The sequence below is a fragment of the Streptomyces yaizuensis genome (assembly GCF_034961445.1).
GTDB classification, from domain to species: domain Bacteria; phylum Actinomycetota; class Actinomycetes; order Streptomycetales; family Streptomycetaceae; genus Streptomyces; species Streptomyces yaizuensis.
This window is the reverse complement of record NZ_BSBI01000001.1, coordinates 466,121-485,842: the sequence shown is the minus strand read 5'-3', so window position 1 is coordinate 485,842 and position 19,722 is coordinate 466,121. Positions and strand designations below refer to the sequence as shown.

Below are 19,722 nucleotides of genomic sequence, written 5' to 3'. Positions count from 1 at the left end.
CTACTGCCCCTCCTGGTCGCTGTCCGGGACCCGTGCGGCCGGCGTCGACAGCCGCTCCGTCCGCAGCCGGCCCGTCCCGTTCTGCCGGGCCTGCCGCTCCGTGCGCGGCCTGCCGACCGTGCCGTTGTGCCGGGCCGATCCCCCGTCGGGGCCGCGCAGCGCGGTGTGCGGCCCGTCCCACAGCGTGCCGTCGGTCCGGTCACGCGGATCGGGGTCGATCAGCACCACGCCGGCCACCGCGATGCCCTGGTCGGCGAGTTGCCGGGCCACGGTGTGCAGCCATGCGGCGCTGCCGTGCCCGGCGCGCACGACGAGCACGGTGTGGCCGCCGAGGTAGCGCAGGTCGGTCCATGCCGTGCCGGGCGCGACCGAGCCGACGCCGAGCCGGCGCGTCTCCTGCGGTATGGTCCCGGCCTCCTCGCCGCCGACCACCGCCGGGCCCCCCGGCTTGTGGCGGCTCCTGGCGAGGTGTGGGCCGGGCAGACCGTCGACGACGGCCACGGGCCCGTCCGCCGCCAGTGCCCCGGCGACGTCCAGGGCGATCGCGCTCGTCTCGCGGGCACACCCCAGCTCCAGCAGCGACACCGGTTCGGCACAGCCGCGCACGGTCCGGGCCAGGGTCGTGACGAGCCGTGTCCGGGCCGCCCGGGTCCGCCGGCGCTGCCATGGCCAGGCCGGCCGGCGGGGCGTCCGGCGCAGCTCCGCGACGACCGAGGCGCCCAGGTTCGCGGCGATCTCCCGGCGCAGCACGGGGCGGTCCGCCACCACCGCGCCGACCGCGGCCAGCGCGAGTCCGAGGGCGAGCCCGAGGACGAGCCCGATCACGGCGTTGGTGACGGCGGCCCTGGGCAGGGAGTGCTTCACCACGCGCGGGGCGTCCACGATCTGGGTGCCGGCGACGACCCGGGGCGTGCCGGTGCGTGCCTCCGCCGCGCGCTGGTCGAAGTCGGCGATCCGCGAGTTGAGTTCGGCGCGGCGGGCGAAGAGCGACTCGGTGCTCGCCGACGCTCTCGGGTCGTCCGCCGATGCCTCCGCGTCGTTCCCGCTCCCCGGCGAGCGGTCCCCGATCGTCTTGTTGACCTGGGCCAGCTCGCCGCGCATCCGGTCGCGCTGGTCGAGCAGGGCCTCGGCCTCGGCGGTCGCGGCCTCCCGCATCCGCCGCACATGGTCCGCGACGAACGCGTCGGCCAGTGCCCCGGCCCGGGCCACCGCTTCCTTCTCGCTGTCGCCCGTCACATCGATCTGGAGCAGGTTGTTGGTCAGGCCGGTGCCCCGGTACTCCCCCAGGAAGTCCTCCGGCTTGTCGGAGGACTTGAGGGACTTCAGGGCCCTGTCGGCGATACGGGTGGTCCCCAGCAGGGCGACATCGGTGCGCATCAGCGTTCCGGTGTCGTTGGGATGGTCCCCCTGATGGGCCACCAGCACCTTGGTCACGGCCGTCGGCGGCGGCGCCAGCAGGACCGCCGACGCCGCACCGCCCAGCAGCCCGAGGAGTGCGGCGGCGCTCCACAGGCGGCGGCGCCTGCGCACCGCAACCACCAGTGATTGCAGGTCCAGCAGCGGAGCGGCTGCCGCCGGCTCCGCGGTCGTGCTCGTGCTCACTCCGACTCCCCCGTCGCGTGGCCGTGGGCGGCGAGCGCCGGGGCCTTGTCCGCGGGACGGTCGGCGGGCCGCGCCGGACGGGCGGTGCGGACGGCGCCGGCGACGACGCTGCCGACGACCTCGTACCCGCCGTCCGCGCAGGCGCCGGCGATGCCGGCGAGTTCCGCCGCGGTCCAGCTGCCGGCGCTGAGCACGACCAGGGCACCGGACTCGGTGTCGCGGTCCGGGAGCAGCGGCCGGGACACCGGGACCTCCACCACCCGCAGTACGGGGTGTTCGCCGCCCGGCGAGGCGGGGGAAGGGTCGTTCCCGGCCTCGGTGACGAGGCGCGCGGCGGCCCGGCGGGCGATGTCGTCGCCGTCCGGTACGACGACCAGCAGCCGCCGGGTGCCGGGCGCCCGGTCCTTCAGGCGGGCGCACACCCGCTGGTAGCGGATCCGTCTGCTGTCCTCGTCGCCGGAGGTCCGCGGGGTCGGTACGTCCCACCGGGTGTCGAGGTCGAGTAGCCGGCGGATCCAGGCCCGCGGGTCGCGGCCCTGCGGCCGGTGCGCGGGCCGTTCGGCGGGGACGTCGACGCTCCCCAGCGGTGCCGAGCCCAGCGCCGTGGCGATCTCCGGTTCGGTGCGCAGCCGGCGGTTCATCCGGGCGGCGGTGAGATGGCCGATGACCGAGAGCAGCAGGAACAGCAGCGCACCGGCGCCGATGAGCTGTGTCCTCGTCGGCGGCGCCTGGCCGGTGGGCCGGGTCGCCGGCCCCATGACGACCAGGCCGGCCTTGTTGGTCGCCGGGTCGGCCTCGTCCAGCTTCTTCATGGCCTCCGCCAGCGTGGTGCGCAGTTTCTCCAGTGCGGTGCGGGCCTGGACGCTCTCCACGGTCTGCCCCGGATCGGCCGCTTCGGCCAGGTCGGTGATGCGGCGGTTGGTCTCCTCCACCTGCTGCCGCAGTACCTCGGGTCCCGTGGTCTCCTCGGAGTCGGTGCCGCGGCCCGCGATCCGCTCGGCGAAGGCGACGAGCTGCTGGGCCACCCGGTCGGCGAGCTGCTGTGAGCGCTCCGGGGATTCGGCGGTACCGGAGATGGTGATGATGTTCCCGTCGGCTGCCTTGGCGCTCACCCGGTCCCGTAACTCCGCTCCGCCGACGCCCTTCCAGCCGAGTACGGCGGCGGTGCGGTCGATCACGGCCGAGCTGGTCGCGATCTCCACCTGGGTCAGCAGCTCGCGCTGCTCCCACTGCCCGGGCAGCAGGACCGATGCCGACGCCGTGTAACGCGGTGGGAACAGCACCGAGGTGCCGTAGCCGGCGAGCGCGCCCACCAGGGTGAGGACGGTGAGGAGCCGCCGGCGCCGGCGGAACATCCGCCCGATCGTGACCAGGCGTATCGGGTCTTCGTTCAACGACGCGGCCACTTCCCTGTCCGTACTTTCTCGGCCGCCGGCACCGCGGTGCGGTCACGGCAGGCTGCGGCGTAGGCGTTGAGCAGCGAGGTCTGCGAGTTCCGCCAGGAGAGCTGTCCGCCGATCCGCTCCTGGCCGATCGCGCCCATCCGGGCCCGCCGCTCCGGATCGTCCAGCAGCTGCGCGACGAGCCCGGCGAACGCGGCCTCGTCGTTGGCGGGTGCGTAGACGGCGGCGTCACCGGCGGAGACGCGCGCCTCCCGGAGGTCGAAGGAGACGATCGGCCGGCCCATGGCCATGTACTCCAGGACCTTGTTCATGGTCGACACGTCGTTGAGCGGATTGCGCGGGTCGGGGGAGAGACAGACGTCCGCGGTGGACAGGTAGCGCACGAGGTCGGCGTCCGGAATGCGCCCGGTGAACTGCACCTGATCGGAGAGTCCGAGCTGCCGGGAGAGCTGCACCATCGCGTCGAAGGCGTCGCCGGCGCCGACGAACACCGCGTGCCAGTCGGTCCGCCCGATGTCGTCGCGCAGCTTCGCCAGGGCCCGCAGGGCGTAGTCGACACCGTCCTGGGGGCCCATGACGCCGAGGTAGCACAGCAGATGGGGCTTGCCGCGCTTCAGCTCCGGCTCGGGCGGTACCGGCTGGAAGCGGTCGGTCTGGGGTGCGCTGCGCACCACGAAGACGTCCTCCGGCCGCTGACCGCCACGGCGGATCGCGACATCCCGGTAGCTCTCGTTCGTGGCGAGCACGATGTCGGCGGCCCGGTAGGTGAGGCGTTCCAGCGCGCACACGGCCCGGTAGAGCAGGTCCTCGCCGCGGTCGAACCGGGAGAGGTACAGCTCCGGTACGAGGTCGTGCTGGTCGAAGACGAATCGCGCGCCGCGCCGCTTCAGCCACAGGGCCGGCAGGAACAGCAGGTCGGGCGGGTTGCAGGCGTGGACCACGTCGACCGGGCCGACCTTGCGGGCCAGCCGGGCCGTGTGCCACAGCGCCGATCCGTACTCCCGCAGATAGCCGGCCGGCCCTCCGGTGGCCGCGCGCAGCGGGTAGCGGTGGATCCGCACCCCGTCGATCTCCGCCTCCGGCTCGGTGTCCCGTTTGGTGCCCTGGGGGCAGATGACGTGCACGGTCCAGCCGGCGTCGCGCAGGGTCGTGCACTCCTGCCACACCCGCCGGTCGAACGGCACCGACAGGTTCTCCACCAGGATCAGCGCGCGCCGGTCCGGCCGGTCGCCGCCGGCTGTTTCATCGAACGATGTGTCACCAAGCAAGGCCCATGTACCCCGGTTCGGTCCGGCGCGTCTCGGCGTCGGGAAGGCGGATGAGGTCGACAATCACCGGTCCGTCGCCGTGGGGCAGCGCCGCCAGCACGGCCGGATCCCTGGTCCCCACCAGGCATACCTCGGCGTGCTGAAGCACCTCCTCGACGGAGTCCGCGAGCAGCTGCGCGAGGTGCGGCAGCCGGGTCTCGATGTACTCGCGGTTCGCGCCGAGCAGCCGGGACAGGCTCACGTTGGCGTCGTGGATCCGCAGGTCGTAGCCCTTGCCGAAGAGTCTCTCCGCCAGCTCGACCAGCGGGCTCTCGCGGAGGTCGTCGGTGCCGGGTTTGAAGGACAGTCCGAACAGGCCCACCCGGCGCTTGCCGGTGCGCTCGACCAGTTCCACCGCGCGCTGCAAATGGGCGGAGTTGGAGGGCAGCACGTTGGCGAGGATGGGCACCGAGACGTCGGCCCGCTGCGCCGCGTGGACCAGGCTGCGCAGGTCCTTGGGGAGGCAGGAGCCGCCGAAGGCGAAGCCGGGGCGCAGATAGGCGGGGCTGATGTTCAGCTTGCGGTCGGCCAGGAACACGTCCATCACCTGGTGCGAGTCCACTCCGAGCGCCTGGTACACCGCGCCCAGTTCGTTCGCGAAGCCGACCTTGAGTCCGTGGAACGCGTTGTCCGCGTACTTGATCGCCTCGGCCGTCGGGACGGACACCCGGAAGACCTCGCCGGGCAGGCTGTCGTACAGCGCCGCCACCGCGTCGCCGCTCGCGCGGTCGAGTTCGCCGATGACGGTCTTGGGCGGGTCGAAGAAGTCCCGCACGCTGGTGCCCTCGCGCAGGAACTCCGGGTTGACCGCGACCCCGAAGTCCACCCCGGCCGTGCCGCCGACGGCCTTCTCCAGGATCGGTACCAGCAGGTTCAGAGCGGTGCCGGGGAGCATGGTGCTGCGGAACACGACGGTCTGCCGCCCGCCGCCCTCGCCGTCCTCGCCGCACTCACCGTCCTTGCCGCGCTCCGCCAGTACGGCGCCGATCTGCTCGGTGACCCGCTCCAGGTAGGTGGTGCACAGGCTGCCGTTGGGCTCCGACGGCGTACCCACGCAGATCAGTGAAATGTCACTGCCCAGGACCGCTTCGCGGACGTCGCCGGTGGCACGTAACGCCCCGGTCCGCACGACTTCGGCGATGAGTTCGCCGATCCGCTCCTCGACCACCGGGGCCTTGCCGTCGTTGACCAGGTCGACCTTCACCTGGTTCACGTCCACCCCGATGACCTCGTGCCCCATGCTCGCCAGGCACGCGGCCGACACACAGCCCACGTAGCCGAGCCCGAAAACGCTGACTCTCATGACTCGTTCCTCCCCCCAGGCAGGCCCTTGTGGCCTGCGGTCCGCATATCGGCGGGACCGTTGAACCGGCGCCCCCCGCGCATCAGTAGGCCCCCTGCCCGTAGACCACTGCGCGCATCGTCTTCCACAGAATCACCGTGTCCAGGGCGAGCGACCAGTCCTCCACGTACCGCAGGTCCAGCCGCACCGCCTCCTCCCACGGCAGGTCGCTGCGTCCGCTGATCTGCCACAGGCCGGTGAGCCCGGGTTTGACCAGCAGCCGCCGCCGGATGTCCGGACCGTACGCGGCGGACTCCTCCGGCAGCGGGGGCCGCGGGCCGACGAGCGACATCGACCCCGTCAGCACATTGAAGAGCTGCGGCAGCTCGTCGATCGAGTACCGGCGCAGCACCGCTCCCACCCGGGTCACCCGCGGATCCCGGCGGAGCTTGAACAGCAGGCCGGCGCCCTCGTTGCGGTCGACCAGCGCGGCACGTGCCCGGTCGGCCCCGGCGACCATGGTGCGGAACTTGAGAATGGTGAACTCGCGGCCGTCCTTGCCGACCCTGCGCTGGCGGTAGAACGCCCCGCCCCGGCTCTCCAGCAGCACGAGCAGCCCGACGAACGCCATCAGCGGCGCGAACAGCATCAGCAGGATCACCGCGCCCATGCGGTCGACAACCGCTTTGACCACCCGGCGGCCACCGGTGAAGGTCGGCATGCTGACCCGCAGCAGCGGTATCCCGAGCACCGCGTCGACGTGCAGGCGCGGGCCGGCCACCTCCATCAGTACGGGGGCCACGACCATCTCGGCGTCGCTGCCTTCGAGGTTCCAGGCCAGCCGCTGGAGCCGGTCCGGCGACCAGTGCGGGTCCGGGGTGACCGCGACGACCCGGTAGCCGCCGCGGCGGACGTGGTTGGCGACGTCCGCCAGCCGGCCGACGACCGGCACTCCGTCCAGCTGGTCGCCGTCGGGCCCGAGGCCGTCCGTCGTGCAGACCCCGTCCACCCGCCAGCCGAGGTGCGGAAACCTGCGGGCCCTGCCGATCAGGTCGCGCACGGTGTCCGGGCTCCCGGCGGCGAGCACCGGTCTCAGGCACCGCCCCTCATTGCGCTGCTTGTGCAACGAGAGCCGGAGCAGATACCGCGCGGTCATGGTGAGGAGCGCGATCGCGGGGATCGCGACGAAGATCCAGAGCTTGATGTTGCGCGAGGTGAGGGCGATCCCGCCGAGCGCCAGGACGACGGCCGCCGTGAACAGCGAGCGTCCGAGCCTGCGGAACTCCTCGGCGCCCTGGCCGAGTACGGCCGGAGCCCACGAGCGGTTCACCGCAAGCGCTCCCAGCACCAGCAGCTCGGTGCCGAAGGCGAGAATTCCCCACTTCTCGTGCCAGTTGGCCGCGTCCCGGGCCCCGAAGAAGTTGCCGATCGCCGCCACGACGAAGGCGGTGGTCACCGTATCGCTGATGATCACGGTACGGCGGTACCGCTCCTCCCAGTCGACCACCGTCCGGCTGATCGTCCCGTTCGCCAGCCGTCCGTGTGCCGACGGAAACGGGCTGGCTAATTCCCCCTGCTGCACAGAACCCCCCCAGGTCCCCAGCGGTTTCGACGTGTTCGCGTAACACTGTTCCTCCCCTTCGGGGGGTCCCCGCCCCCCGCGACGCCGCGCTGTTCCTCCGCCCGGGGGGTCCCCCACCCCCCGGGACATGACCTTCCCGGCTGTTTCGGCGGTAGTCGAACAACCCATCCCGGCGGCAGCGGACGCGTCTCTCCTGCCAGGCTCTCGGGATGGGCGGGAGCCCCTCGAAGCCTTGGGTGCTCCCCGCACCCGAGGCCCGTACCGGGCTCCAAGAATCGATCACCCCCACGTCCGGCGCCGGGATGCGACTACTGGCTGTCCGTGGCGCCGGACCCATAGATCATTGTTGTTCGGGCAGTGCCCGAACAGCTGAAGCACGGTCAATCTAGACCATCGGGGCCGGTATGGAGAGGGGATGTGTGCAATTCGTGTTCAAGCTTTGACAGTGAATCACCGACCGGTGCTCCACAAAGGATGGTTGGACGACCAAGACGTGCCGTGTGAGCTGGGATGACGGGAATTCTCCGGGCCGCCGCCACCGGCGGCGGCAGGCGCGCCGACCGTCACAACCGGGCCGGACCCAGGCCCTGTTGACGCACTCCAGTGGGAAAACCGTGACGGGAGTGGTCGATGTAGGCCACACCTGGACACTGCCGCGGAATGGTGTCCGCCGGTCGCCGGGGATCGCCGGACCGCCCTGCCGGAACGGCACCCACCGGGTGTGGACCCCCGGCGCGGTGGCTGATGTCCGGCAGCCGCGCGGCGAATTCACCGTCCCCCTGCGGGGCCGCGCCGGTGATCCTATGCTGACACCGAGGGTGGCCACGATCTGAGGGGGCATGCCCCATGAGGGCAGCAGGCAGCACAACGTCCGCACTGAAGTCGGGGGTCAGGCGGCTCCTGGGACGCACGGGATTCGACATCGTCCGCAGCACCGACAACCGGGGTGGCGTGGACGACTTCATCCCGTTCGAGGCGACGATGCGGGCCGCGCGGGCGGCCGGCCTGTCGGTCGGCGACTACCTCGACGGGGTCATGAACGGGACGCCGGGCGCCACCCAGTCCACCATCGACGAGCTACGCGCTCTCGGCGTCTTCGCCGACAGCCCGAAGACGGTGCTGGAGATCGGCCCCGGGTCCGGACGGTACCTGGAGAAGACCCTCAAGGAGTGTGCGCCGGACCGCTACGAGATCTACGAGACGGCGGCGCCCTGGGCCGCCCATCTGGTGGAGACCTTCGGCGTGGTCGCCCGGCCGGCCCAGGGGTCCAGCCTCGCCCCGACACCCGACGCCAGCGTCGACCTCGTACAGGCGCACAAGGTCTTCAACACTGTGACCTTCCTCTGCGCCGTCCGCTACTTCTTCGAGATGGCACGCGTCACGCGGCCCGGTGGCCGGATCGTCTTCGATGTCATGACGGAGACCTGCCTGGACCCGGAGACGGTACGCACCTGGGCGACCGAGGGCGGCGCGGGCCACGACTCCTACCCGGCCGCCATGCCCCGCCGGACCTGTGTGGATCTCTTCGCGACCCTCGGCTGCGGCCTGGAAGCCGGCTTCCTGGCACCCATGGGCGTCGCCACCACGGAGGTGCTCGTCTTCCGCAAGGACGCCTGACCCCGGGAACGAGGAACGCCGGGAAGCGGCGGAGCCCGCCTGGCGTGGTCGAAATTCCCACCGCAGGCGGGGTCGCAATCGCTTGTTGGTGAGAGGGGTGCGTTGTACCGTCTGCCACGATCGCCGGCGGCGAGGAGAGGGGTGGAGTTGGCGTATGCCCGGCCTCATGGAACGGGTTGGCACGTCGAATCCGAGCGAACCGGTGCGCTCCCCTCACCGTCCTGCGCCTCCAGCCGCGCGCGCCGGCCCGCCGGTGGCCGTGCCGCGCTCTCGGTTCCGGACGGAATCGAGGCCCCCACATGTGAAGGGACAGCAATGCTGCCTTGCATACGCCTGGGATTGGCCAGCACCCTCGTGGCAGTCGCCCTGACCACGGCACCGGCGGCGCACGCCGTGTCGGCGCCGGATCCGGCCACGGCACAGAGCGCGGCGGCGCTCGTGGTGACACTCCGCTACGACGACAGCCGGGCCACCGGCTGGGAGGCGGCGGTCACGGCCGGAGTCGCCTCGTGGAACGCGAACGTCGACAACGTGAAGCTGGTCAGGGTCTCCCCCGGCGCCCGGGCCGAGATCCAGATCGTGGCCACCAGCGGCTGGCCGCAGGCCACACTCGGCCCGGTCCGCCCCGGCGGCCAGGCCCGTGTCGAACTCGGCAGCCAGGCGGTCACGCAGGGGCACGACAAGACCCGCATCGCCGCGCACGAGATCGGCCACAACCTGGGCCTGTGGGACACCAAGCCCGGCCCGTGCTCCCAGCTGATGTCGGGCTCCAGCGCCGGCACCAGCTGCCGGAACGCGCTCCCCAACGCGACGGAACAGGCACGGGTCGAGGCCGCCTACGCAGCCGGGGCCGCGTCCCGCATCCCGACCGACGGCCGCGTGCTGGTCGACGCGGGCTGAGCCGCTCCTTTCGGACCACCTCGCCGACCGGACGCGGCCGGCGGCGAGGTGGAGGCCGGTCGGCTCCACCCTCCTCCGTCGCCGCTGTCGCCCCGGTCCGGGCGGCCCCTGGGCGGTCCGAAGCCCGCCATGCCCTTCTCCTCGGAGGACAATTCGGCGATGCGCGGGATTGACACGATTCAATCTCCCTCGGCGACCGCCTTGCGGGTCTACGCCGACGACAAGGGCGAGTTGCTCCAGGCCGGCCCGGCGGAGCCGGGCCACTGATCCCGCCGGCCCCGGGTACGCCATGAACGGCACCTGGCGGAGGCGGTCCGGCAGAGAGCCGCACGGCGGGATCAGCGATCGTGACAGCTGCCATCACGGCTGTGTATTGGACCCTCGGAGACCGCGGGCCGGAGGCTGGTGACGGGCCATGGGTTCCCGGTCGGCCTCCCCAGGCAGGACCTGCGGTCCGGGCCATCGCCCCCTGCCGCCACGGGAGTCGGGACCCTCCGGACGGTCGGCCACCCCGCGGCCGCGTTTCAGACGGACAGACCTCTTGTCTCCGGCGGCCCAGTGGTGGAAAGTTCTTACTGTTCCTTTCAGCAAGAATTTGCACCATCGCGTCATGCCGTGCATCCGCCCCGGGGCCCGAGGTGCGCCGGAGGCGGGTTTCTCCCCGAGAGGAAAGGACAGTCCATGTCGTTCTCGAAGAAGATCAGGCAGCGGTTGGCGGTAGCCGGTGCCGTGGGCACGCTGGTCACGGCGGCGGGCGTCACGGCGGTCGCCACCCCGGCGGCCGCCGCCCCGGCGACCACCGCCGCGACGGCCACGGATCCGATCACCGTTCTGGCCGGCGTCTTCATCTACGCCCAGCCCAACTACTCGATCCCGGTGTACCCCAGTGGTGCTCCCACGTACGTCTCGGATCTCAGCGGACCGGCGAGGGACACCACGTCCTCCATAAGCAACAGCACGAACCTGTCCATGTGCTTCTACGAGCACTCCGCCCACCGGGGACTGGAGTTCAGGATCGGCCCCGGCGAGAACTGGGCCACGATCCCCTCCTGGATCGACAACAAGATCTCGTCCTACCGCCCCTGTTGACCACGGGCCGTCCGCACCGCCGGACGGCCCTGCCGGCCGGCCTCCCCCGCACCGCTCGCACCGCTCATCCCGCTACCGAGCCGGAAAGTACCGGTCAGCAAGCCGACAGAAAGGCAGCCATGCATTCCAGCGCCGAAGGCAGGATCTCCGTCCTTTCGCACGTCAAGCGCCGGATGGCGCTCCTGGGCACTCTCGTCGTACTGACCGCGTCGGCCGGTGTGCTCGCGAACGCCACCCCCGCCGAGGCCGCCGGCTGTATGGAGAACGGTCGCAGCCTGTGTCTTCGGAAGGACGCCAACTACGGGGGATACTCACTCCCCTTCAACATGCCCAACGTCAACTCGAACATGGGCCAGTACCAGGACCAGGTCTCCTCCATCGTGAACGATTCGTACTACTCCATCTGCTTCTACGAGCACCCCAACTACGGCGGGCTGGAGTTCAGGATCGGCCCCTGGGAGTGGTGGGCGACCCTTCCCGGGTGGATCAACGACAAGATCAGCTCCTTCCGCCCGTGCTGAAGGAGCGGAACGGGCTCGCCTGACATCGGCCCCTGCGACCCGGTCGTGGTCGCGGGGGCCGTGAGCCGTGTCCGTCACCGACAGGCCGATGCCGGACCGGCATCGGGGCACCGCGCCCGCGGGCTCAGCCATCGAGGCCCGCCCCGGGGCCCGGGTCCCCGCCGGTCCGCAGGATCGGCAGCAGCACCCGGAACGTGCAGCCCCGCCCGCTCCCCGTGTCCAGCTCCAGCCGCCCCCCGTGCCCCTGGGCGATCGTCGCCGCGATCGACAGGCCCAGGCCGCTCCCGCCCCGGTCGCGGGAGCGGGAGGGGTCGGCGCGGTAGAAGCGGTCGAAGACCTGGTGGGCGTCCTCGGCGGACAGTCCCGCGCCCTCGTCGGCGACCTCCAGGACGCAGACGGGGACACCAGGCGGCAGGGGCGGAGTGGGGCTGGCGCGGTGCGGGGCGTTCACGCCGCCCGTGTCCGGGGCCGTCCGTGTCCTGCCGACCCGGACCGCGACGGGGGTCGCCGGCGGGGTGTGACGGCAGGCGTTGGACAGCAGGTTGTCGATGACCTGACGTAGGCGATGAGGGTCACCGGGGGTCTCCACCACGTCCAGCTCGCTCCCCGGACGGAGCGGGTCGAGACTGATGTCCCGCGACGGTGAGCCCACGGCCGTCGCGCCGACCGCGTCCGCCGCCAGGGAGAGCAGATCGACCGGCTCGGCGCGGTAGGTCGGCTGCTGGTCCAGCCTGGCCAGGAGTTGCATGTCGTCCACCAGCAGACTCATGCGCGCCGCGTTCTGCGTGATGAGCCGGTTGGCCTCCGCCGACTGCTGCTCGTGGCGCAACGCGAGTTCGGCGAAGCCCTGCACCGCGGTCAGCGGGGTACGCAGTTCATGGCCCATGTCGTCCAGGAAGCGGCGCAGCCGCGCCTCGGACGCCTCGCGCTCGCGCAGGGCGCTCTGGAGCTGGTCCAGCATCGTGTTGAGTACGCTGCCCAGCCGGCCCGTCTCCGTGCGCTCGTCCGTGTCGGGCAGGCGCAGGTCCAGATTGCCCACGGTGATCTGCTGGGCGGCGCGCTCCATCCGGGTCAGGGGCAGCAGCCCCAGCCGCACCACCCACCGGGCGCCGGCCAGCGCGCCCGCCGCCGTGAGGAGGAGCAGCGCGGCGTCGGCCAGCAGCATGGTGCGCAGGGTGTTCCGCACCGGGTCCAGCGGCAGGCTCACCACCGCCCGCATGCCGTCCGGGCCGGGCCGGACGATCGTCCGCCACGATCCGTCGCCGGAGACGGCCGGCACCGAGGCCAGGTGCTCTCCGCCCGCCGCCGGTCCCTGGGCGACGAGGGCGTCCGAGGTGGGCGGCAGCGAAGGGCCGGGGGCCGTTCCCTCCGCGATCGCGTCGGTCAGCAGGCGGCCGTCGGTGCCGTAGAAGTGGATCCGGAAGTCCGCCGGCAGGACGCCGGGGGACGTCACGTACGACGGGAAGCCCCGGCCCGACGCCGCGTCCCGAAAGGCCGGCTCGGGCGGGCAGAAGCTGGTCAGGGAGCGGTCGACGCTCTCCAGGAGCCAGTAGCGCAGGCTCACAAAGGTGATGGTCTCCACCGCCAGCACCACCGCCGTGACCAGCAGTGTCACGCCCCAGGTCAGCCGGCGGCGCAGGGATGCCGGGCGCCTCCGGTCCGGCGCGGCGCCCGGGCCGTTCACCGTGTTCACCCCGTTCACCGTGTTCACCGCGGTCGCCGGGGGTCCGGAGCGCTCTGGTCACGCGGCAGCCGCAGCGTGTACCCGACCCCCCGCACCGTGTGGATCAGCGGGGGGTCGAAGCGGTCGATCTTGCGGCGCAGATATTTGACGTACGTCTCGATGATCCGGGTGTCCCCGGCGAAATCGTAGTGCCAGACGTGTTCCACGATCTGGATCCTGCGCAGGACCCGGCCCGCGTTGGTCATCAGATAGGCGAGCAGATCGAACTCGGTCGGGGACAGCGGGATGTGCTCGCCGGCCCGGTGCACCTCGTGGCGGGATCTGTCCAGCCGCAGGTCCGCGAAGAGGAGTACGTCCTTCTCCTCCCCCTCGGCCCCGCTGTTCGACGCCTGGTGCGGGCCGTCGGCCGTGCGGCGCAGGATCGCGGCGACTCTGAGCAGCACCTCCTCGATGCCGAACGGCTTGACGACATAGTCGTCCCCGCCGGCGCGCAGGCCGGTCACGGTGTCGTTGGCGCGCGCCGTCAGGAACAGCACCGGTGTCCCGTTGCCCGCCGCACGCAGGGTGCGGGTCACCTCGAACCCGTCGAGGTCCGGCAGCATCACGTCCAGCATGATCAGATCCGGTGCGAACCGCTGCGCTTCCAGCAGTGCGGCCCTGCCGGAGCCCACGCTCGCCACCGTGTAACCGGTGAGGCCGAGCACGGACTCCAGCAGGGTGCGGATGCTGTCGTCGTCCTCGACGACGAGCACCCGGTACGGCAGGGAGGCCGCCGTGGAGGGCCCGCTCGTCACGGGCCGGGCCGGACCGGGCCGGGTGGCGGGTTGCCCCGCCGTCCCGGGTTGATCGCCTCCAGGTCGACGGCCGTGGTGATGGACGCCTGGATCGGCCTGGTCGCGTCGGCGCGGTCCCACTCCACGGCGAGCAGGCCGTCGGCGGCCGTGTCACCGGAGTAGAAGGGGTCCGTGGTGTTGGTGGTGCGGGGCAGGTCGTTCCGTGTGTACGGGCGTACCCTGCTGACGGCGGCGGTGAGGTCCTCGGGGAAGAAGACCTGTCCGGTGTGGACGGTGACGCCCTGGGCGTACGCCCGGTCCAGCAGGACGCCCCTGGTGTGGACCTTGACGTGGATGTGCACGGTCCGTCCGGTGTACCAGCCGGGGAAGACGGTACGGAAGCGTACCCAGCCGTCGCGGCCGGTCATCTGGAAGCCGCGCAGGAAGGTGGTCCTGCTGTCCGGCGGCAGCTTGGGGATCGGTCCGTCGAAGACCAGCTCGCCGTTGTTCATGGCCTCCGAGGTCTCCTCGTACCCGGAGTAGATGCCGAGCGCGTCGCACTGCCAGATGTCGACCGACGCGTCGGGCACGGGTTTGCCGTCCTTCGCGTTCAGCAGCCGGATGCGCAGGGCCAGTGGTGTGCCCGGTCGGCCCTCGGAGATGTCGACGCGTTGCTTGTCGTAGTCGAGGTAGTACGGGCCCTCGGTGGTCTCCTTGACCAGGGGCAGGACATTCGGCGCCGAGGGGGAGCCGGAGGCCGGGGGGGTCGCGGTGGCGGCCGCCTCCGAGTCGGAGGTGGCGAGGTGGACACTGCCCAGCCCCAGGGCGGTGGCGCCCGCGCCACCGGCGGCGAGGAGGGAACGACGGCTCATCTGAGGTTTCTGATCTGCCATGGATCGCACGCTAGGGACCTTTCCTGGGAGAACGCGGGGAGGTGCGGGGCGGGAGGGCGGTTTTTGGACCGGGTGCGGGCTCGACGGGGATGCCGGGGCCGTCCGTCCGTCCTGCCCGGCTCATCCGGCCCCTCCGTCCGGGGCCACGACGGGCAACCCGCCGCTCCTGTGCACCCGGCGGTCCCCGTCGACGGCGAACACCTCGCACCCGTGCCGTCCGGCGGCCCAGGCGATGCCCTCCGTGCCCAGGGCGAACGCGGCGGTCGCCGTCGCGTCCGCCTCGGTCAGCGTGGGCGCGACGACCGTCAGACTCAGCAGCCCGGTCGCGGGCAGCCCCGTCCGCCCGTCCACGATGTGGTCCCCCCGTGCGTACCGCGCGGACGTGGCCACGGCCGCGTCGCTGAGTTCCAGGACCGCGCAGACCTGGTCCGCCGTCTCGGGATGGCGCACCCCCACCCGCCAGGGCCCGCCGCCGACCACCACGTCGCCGCCGGCGTTCAGACAGAATCTCCCCACCCCCGCCCGCCGCAGCAGCTGTGCCGCCCGCTGCACGGACCACCCCTTGACCACCGCGCAGGGATCGAGCCCCCGTCCCGGCAGCCGTACGTCGAAGGCGCCCCCGGTCTCGGCCCGGTACCGCTCCGACAGGTCCAGGACCTCCCTCAGATCGGCGCTGATGCCGTCCGGGCCGATCTCCCCCCGGTCGAGTCTGCGCACCTCGCTGCCCGGCTGGAAGGGGCTGAACCGTGCGTCGGTCTCCCGCAGCCACCCGAACACCGCGTCCGCGAGTCCTTCGGGCACGTCCTCGCCGTCGATCCGCAGCGAGACGGGGAAGCCCATCACGTGCTCGACCCGGTGCATGTCACTCGCCCTTCGCGTCGATCGCGGCCTGGAGGGACTCCTTGTAGGCGTCGCTGGTGACGGTCGCCCCGGACACCGTGTCGACGTCGGCCCCCTGCACGCGCAGGGTGTCCTCGATGAGCGTCGGCACCGCGGCGTGGGTCTGCGGATGGTTCGGCTGCCGGAGCATCCGTACCGCGCGGATCGTGTCGCCCTCGAAGGTGACCTCGACCTGCACGGGACCCTTCTCCGTGTCGATCGTGGGCCCGGTGCGGACGGCGTGGCCCGCGCCGGAGGTCCCGGCGGGGGCGGGCGCGGGCGGCGGGGCGACCACGACGGTGGCGCCGTTGCCGTAGGAGGGGGTGTAGCGCCACAGCGGGAGCACCCCGATCACGGTCAGGGCCAGGACGGGCAGTACTCGCTTCACGGTCACTTCCTTGTCGCTTCGGTGGTCGTTTCAGGCGTCGCCCCGGTGGTCGCCCCGGTGGTCGCCCTCGTGGGTACGGGTGTCCGCCGCGGCCGGCCCGCCGTCGCCTCAGCCGGCCAGGCTGAACCGCTCGAAGTGGATCTGCGTCCTGGGTACGCCCAGTTCACGCAGGCTGCCGCGGACCGCGCCGGTCATGCCGGGCGGGCCGCACACGTACACGTCCCGCTCCGCGATGTCCGGCACCAGTTCGGCCAGGGCGCGCGGGGCGAGCGGATCCGGGTCGGCCGGGCCGGCGATCAGATGCAGTTCGGCGCGGCGGGCGAGTGCCAGTTCACGCATCTCCTCATGGAGCACGGCGTCCTGGACACTCCTGACGCGGTAGAGGACGACGATGTGGCCGCGGATGTCCTCCAACAGCGCGCGGATCGGGGTGACTCCGACACCGCCCGCGATCAGCACGGCGTCCGGGCGGGTGCGGTGCAGGGCGGTGAAGGCGCCGTAGGGGCCCTCGGCGAAGACCCGGGTGCCCGGTTCGACATGGCGCAGGGCGGCGCTGCCGGCACCGGCGGACTTGACGGTCAGCCGGAGCGTGCGGCCGTCGGGCGCGGCCGACAGGGAGTACGGGTTGGCCTGCCACCAGCGGTCGCGGGTGAGGAACCGCCACAGGAAGAACTGTCCCGCGCGCGCCGGCAGCCGGTCCAGGTCACGGCCGGTGAGATGGATGGAGACCACGTTGTCCGACTCGGGTACGACCGCGAGGACCACCAGCCGGTGCCGCAGGTTGCGCCACAGCGGCAGCAGCAGGCGGCCGGCGACCACCGCGCCGAGCGCGCTCCCCCACAGCGCGTACCAGTAGGCGGTGGCGAGGCCGGAGGAGGCGAAGGAGGTACCGGCGGCGATCTGGTGGGTGAAGGCCAGCACCACGGCGAGGTAGGTGTAGAGGTGGACGAAGTGCCAGGTCTCGTAGGCCAGTCGGCGCCGGGCGAAGCGGACGGAGACCGCGCCGACGACGAGGATCAGCAGCAGGGCGACGACCGCCCGCAGGACGCCCTCGACGGTCCGGGCGAGATCGACCAGCTGGTCGACCGGATCCATGCCGGTGGGCCGGGCGTACCCGGACACGATGAAGACGGCGTGGCCGAGGAGCAGCAGGATCAGGCAGAAACCGGTCCAGCGGTGCCAGTCGGACAGCCGGTCCATGCCGATCCGGCGGTCCAGCCAGGGCAGCCGGGCCACCAGCAGCAGTTGGAAGGCCATCAGCAGCGCGGCGTACAGGCCCGTCAGCCGGCCCAGCACGATCAGCGCGTTCGAGGCGAACCCGGCCTGGACGAAGAAGTACGCGACGATGGCCGCGTTCACGGCCAGACCGGCGTACAGACCGGTGCGGGCCACCACTCTCGGCCGTATGCCGCTGCTGGGGATGGGACGCGAACGGACGGTTGCCATGGACGGCGGCTCCTCGGTCGGGAATCGGTGCACCGAGCATGGCGGGCGGAAGCTGTCGAACCCCTGTCGCCGGGCTTTCAAGTGCCTGTCGATCGGCACCGGTTCCCCGGCGGGGTGCGGAACGGGCGGCGCCGTGCCGCAGTATGGACGGGTGGACAGAGTGCGAGTGCTGGTCGTGGACGACGACCCACCCATCGCCGACCTCGTCGCGACCGTCGCCCGCTACGAGGGCTGGGACGCGATGACGGCGAACACCGGCGAGGACGCGCTGCGGCTCGCCGCCGAGTTCCGTCCGGACATCGTCGTCCTGGACGTGATGCTGCCGGACGTGGACGGCTTCGGGGTGCTGGACCGGCTGCGGCGTTCGGGGACGATGGTGCCGGTGGTGTTCCTCACCGCCCGGGACGGTGTCGCGGACCGGGTGGCGGGGCTGACCCGGGGCGGGGACGACTATCTGGTCAAGCCGTTCGCGGTGGAGGAGCTGATGGCCCGGCTGCGGACCGTGCTGCGGCGCAGCGCGGGGCCGGGTTTCCAGCGCTCGGTGCTCCGGGTGGGCGACCTCTCCATGGACGAGGACACCCGGGAGGTGCGCCGGGCGGGCAGGGTCCTCACCCTCACCCCCACCGAGTACGAGGTGCTGCGCTATCTGATGCGCCGCTCCCCGACCGTGCTGACCAAGGCCCAGATCCTGGACCATGTGTGGGAGTACGGCTTCGGAGGCCGGTCGAATGTCGTGGAACTGGTGGTGAGCAGGCTCCGCCGCAAGCTGGACGAGACCGGTGAGCCGCTGATCCGCACGGTCCGCGGCTTCGGGTACGTCATCCGGCAGGCCGCCGAGTGAGGCGGGTGCCGGGCGGGCTGCGGCACCTCTACGGCAGGCTGCGGCTGGGCACGCGGCTGGCGCTCGGTCTCGGGGTGCTGTCGCTGGTGGTGTTCGTGGTGGTCGGCACCGTGCTGACCACGTCCATGCACGGCTATCTGGAACGTCAGCTCAGTGACCGGATGGAGTCGGCCCAGGTCGTGCAGGCGAAGGACGCCGTCGAGCACGGCACGGTCCGGCGGGAGACGTATCTGGGCTGGTACCAGGCGGTGTACGACGTCTCCGGCGACGAGCCGAGGCTGCGGCGGCCGGCCGCGCTGCCCGCGGACAGCTCGGCGTTCGCCGGGCTCGCCGGGAGGCTGGCCGATACGGGTGCCGACGACCTCCTCGACTCCCGGCCCCTGGGGCAGGAGGGTACCTACCGGATACGGGCCTGCGAGGTCGAGCCCGGGGTGGTGCTGGTGACGGCCGCGCCGACGGCGGACATCGAGAACACCGTCACCCGGCTGATCACGGTCCAGGTGATCGCCTTCGCGCTGGCGCTGCTGGCGCTGGTGGTGCTGGGGCGGTGGACGCTGCGGCGCGGGCTGAAGCCGCTGAGCGACATGGCGCACACCGCGCACGGCATCGCCTCGCACGATCTGACCGAGTCGGCGGCCCGGCTGCCGCTGCGCGCCGACCGCGGGGGCGGCGGGCCGGAGGTGGAGGAGCTGCGCACCGCGTTCAACACCATGCTGGAGCACATCGACGCATCGTTCGCGGTGCGCGCGAAGGCCGAGCGGCGGCTGCGCCGGTTCGTCGCGGACGCCTCGCACGAGCTGCGCACCCCGCTGATGTCGGTACGCGGCTACGCGGACCTGTTCCAGTACGCGGCGGCGAACGCGCCCCAGGAGCGCGAGCGGCATCTGTCCCGGCTGCGCGCGGAGGCGGCCCGGATGGGCGTCCTCCTGGAGGATCTGCTGCTCCTCGCCCGACTGGACGCGTCCGAGGTGGAGACCCCGCTGCGGTGGACGGACACGGACCTGGTGGAGCTGGTGCGGCAGGCCGCGGACGCGTTCCGGGCGAGCCACCCCGGCCATCCGCTGCGGGTGACGACCGGGCCGGCCCCGGTGTGCACGGCGGTGGACGCGCAGCGTCTGCGTCAGGTGGTGGACAACCTCCTGGCGAATGCGGCCGTGCACACCCCGCCGGGCACCGAGGTGTCGGTGTGCGTCGCGATGACGGGTGCCGAGGCCCTGGTGACGGTGGCCGACACCGGCCCCGGCATCCCGCCCGCCGACCGTGAACGCGTCTTCGACCGCTTCTACCGGGTGGACAAGGCCCGCACCCGCGACCGCGGTGGCAGCGGCCTGGGCCTGTCGGTCGCGGGCTCCCTGGTCCATGCCCACGGCGGCACGATCGAACTGGCGAGCAGGCCCGGCGAGACGGTGTTCACGGTCCGGCTGCCGCTGCGCCGTGGCGCACGGCCCACGGGGCCGCCGACCGACGGCGGGCCGGGGTGAGGGATCTGTCCGTTTGGCCTTTTCCCTCTCTTGA

Annotated in this window: 17 protein-coding genes; 6 read left to right on the top strand and 11 right to left on the bottom strand. The window is 72.1% G+C overall.

The features are described from left to right. The 5 genes from SYYSPA8_RS01750 to SYYSPA8_RS01730 all read right to left on the bottom strand — a co-directional run bounded on the left by SYYSPA8_RS01750 (position 1) and on the right by SYYSPA8_RS01730 (position 7,176). Positions 1–1,602 (bottom strand): Wzz/FepE/Etk N-terminal domain-containing protein, encoded by a 1,602-nt coding sequence (locus SYYSPA8_RS01750; protein WP_323445080.1) that lies wholly within the window; start codon positions 1,600–1,602, stop codon positions 1–3. Then, on the bottom strand, positions 1,599–2,996 hold the full coding sequence (locus SYYSPA8_RS01745; RefSeq protein WP_323445500.1) for a Wzz/FepE/Etk N-terminal domain-containing protein: 1,398 nt from the start codon (positions 2,994–2,996) through the stop codon (positions 1,599–1,601). Before SYYSPA8_RS01745 ends, SYYSPA8_RS01750 begins: the two co-directional genes overlap by 4 nt. Next, on the bottom strand, positions 2,993–4,273 hold the full coding sequence (locus SYYSPA8_RS01740; protein WP_323445079.1) for a glycosyltransferase family 4 protein: 1,281 nt from the start codon (positions 4,271–4,273) through the stop codon (positions 2,993–2,995). The genes SYYSPA8_RS01745 and SYYSPA8_RS01740 overlap by 4 nt, the downstream gene beginning before the upstream one ends. Beyond that, complete coding sequence (locus tag SYYSPA8_RS01735; RefSeq protein ID WP_323445078.1) at positions 4,263–5,615, bottom strand: nucleotide sugar dehydrogenase; 1,353 nt, start codon at positions 5,613–5,615, stop codon at positions 4,263–4,265. The genes SYYSPA8_RS01740 and SYYSPA8_RS01735 overlap by 11 nt, the downstream gene beginning before the upstream one ends. A gap of 82 nt (positions 5,616–5,697) precedes the next feature. Next, positions 5,698–7,176: a sugar transferase gene (locus SYYSPA8_RS01730; protein ID WP_323445077.1), complete on the bottom strand. Its 1,479-nt coding sequence runs from the start codon at positions 7,174–7,176 to the stop codon at positions 5,698–5,700. Between the two features lie 846 nt (positions 7,177–8,022). On the opposite strand from SYYSPA8_RS01730, the gene SYYSPA8_RS01725 reads away from it, so the two are divergent. The 4 genes from SYYSPA8_RS01725 (at position 8,023) to SYYSPA8_RS01710 (ending at position 11,303) form a co-directional block, all read left to right on the top strand. Next, on the top strand, positions 8,023–8,793 hold the full coding sequence (locus SYYSPA8_RS01725) for a class I SAM-dependent methyltransferase (RefSeq protein ID WP_323445076.1): 771 nt from the start codon (positions 8,023–8,025) through the stop codon (positions 8,791–8,793). Between the two features lie 315 nt (positions 8,794–9,108). Beyond that, complete coding sequence (locus SYYSPA8_RS01720) at positions 9,109–9,693, top strand: snapalysin family zinc-dependent metalloprotease (RefSeq protein WP_323445075.1); 585 nt, start codon at positions 9,109–9,111, stop codon at positions 9,691–9,693. Positions 9,694–10,374: 681 nt separating this feature from the next. Next, positions 10,375–10,782 (top strand): hypothetical protein, encoded by a 408-nt coding sequence (locus SYYSPA8_RS01715; RefSeq protein WP_323445074.1) that lies wholly within the window; start codon positions 10,375–10,377, stop codon positions 10,780–10,782. Between the two features lie 119 nt (positions 10,783–10,901). After that, a complete protein-coding gene (locus SYYSPA8_RS01710; protein WP_323445073.1) occupies positions 10,902–11,303 on the top strand; it encodes a peptidase inhibitor family I36 protein in 402 nt (133 codons plus the stop codon). Positions 11,304–11,427: 124 nt separating this feature from the next. Here the strand turns inward: SYYSPA8_RS01710 and SYYSPA8_RS01705 are convergent, their stop codons facing one another. The 6 genes from SYYSPA8_RS01705 to SYYSPA8_RS01680 all read right to left on the bottom strand — a co-directional run bounded on the left by SYYSPA8_RS01705 (position 11,428) and on the right by SYYSPA8_RS01680 (position 17,366). Further along, complete coding sequence (locus SYYSPA8_RS01705; RefSeq protein ID WP_323445072.1) at positions 11,428–12,996, bottom strand: sensor histidine kinase; 1,569 nt, start codon at positions 12,994–12,996, stop codon at positions 11,428–11,430. A 14-nt stretch (positions 12,997–13,010) separates the two neighbouring features. Then, positions 13,011–13,781 carry a response regulator transcription factor gene (locus SYYSPA8_RS01700; protein ID WP_323445071.1) on the bottom strand — a complete coding sequence of 257 codons (771 nt, stop codon included), beginning with the start codon at positions 13,779–13,781 and terminating at the stop codon, positions 13,011–13,013. Further along, entirely contained in the window at positions 13,778–14,653 is an 876-nt protein-coding gene (locus SYYSPA8_RS01695) for an intradiol ring-cleavage dioxygenase (protein ID WP_323445070.1), read from the bottom strand. Before SYYSPA8_RS01695 ends, SYYSPA8_RS01700 begins: the two co-directional genes overlap by 4 nt. A gap of 120 nt (positions 14,654–14,773) precedes the next feature. Beyond that, positions 14,774–15,514, bottom strand: a complete 741-nt coding sequence (locus SYYSPA8_RS01690) for an FAD:protein FMN transferase (protein WP_323445069.1) — start codon at positions 15,512–15,514, stop codon at positions 14,774–14,776. Position 15,515: 1 nt separating this feature from the next. Continuing rightward, a complete protein-coding gene (locus SYYSPA8_RS01685; protein ID WP_323445068.1) occupies positions 15,516–15,920 on the bottom strand; it encodes an FMN-binding protein in 405 nt (134 codons plus the stop codon). A gap of 108 nt (positions 15,921–16,028) precedes the next feature. Further along, positions 16,029–17,366, bottom strand: a complete 1,338-nt coding sequence (locus tag SYYSPA8_RS01680; protein WP_323445067.1) for a ferredoxin reductase family protein — start codon at positions 17,364–17,366, stop codon at positions 16,029–16,031. 151 nt (positions 17,367–17,517) lie between these two features. On the opposite strand from SYYSPA8_RS01680, the gene SYYSPA8_RS01675 reads away from it, so the two are divergent. Both SYYSPA8_RS01675 and SYYSPA8_RS01670 read left to right on the top strand, forming a co-directional pair. Continuing rightward, entirely contained in the window at positions 17,518–18,207 is a 690-nt protein-coding gene (locus SYYSPA8_RS01675; RefSeq protein WP_323445066.1) for a response regulator transcription factor, read from the top strand. A gap of 5 nt (positions 18,208–18,212) precedes the next feature. Further along, positions 18,213–19,688, top strand: coding sequence for a sensor histidine kinase (locus tag SYYSPA8_RS01670; RefSeq protein ID WP_323445499.1), 1,476 nt, complete (start codon positions 18,213–18,215; stop codon positions 19,686–19,688). Positions 19,689–19,722: the final 34 nt, after the last annotated feature.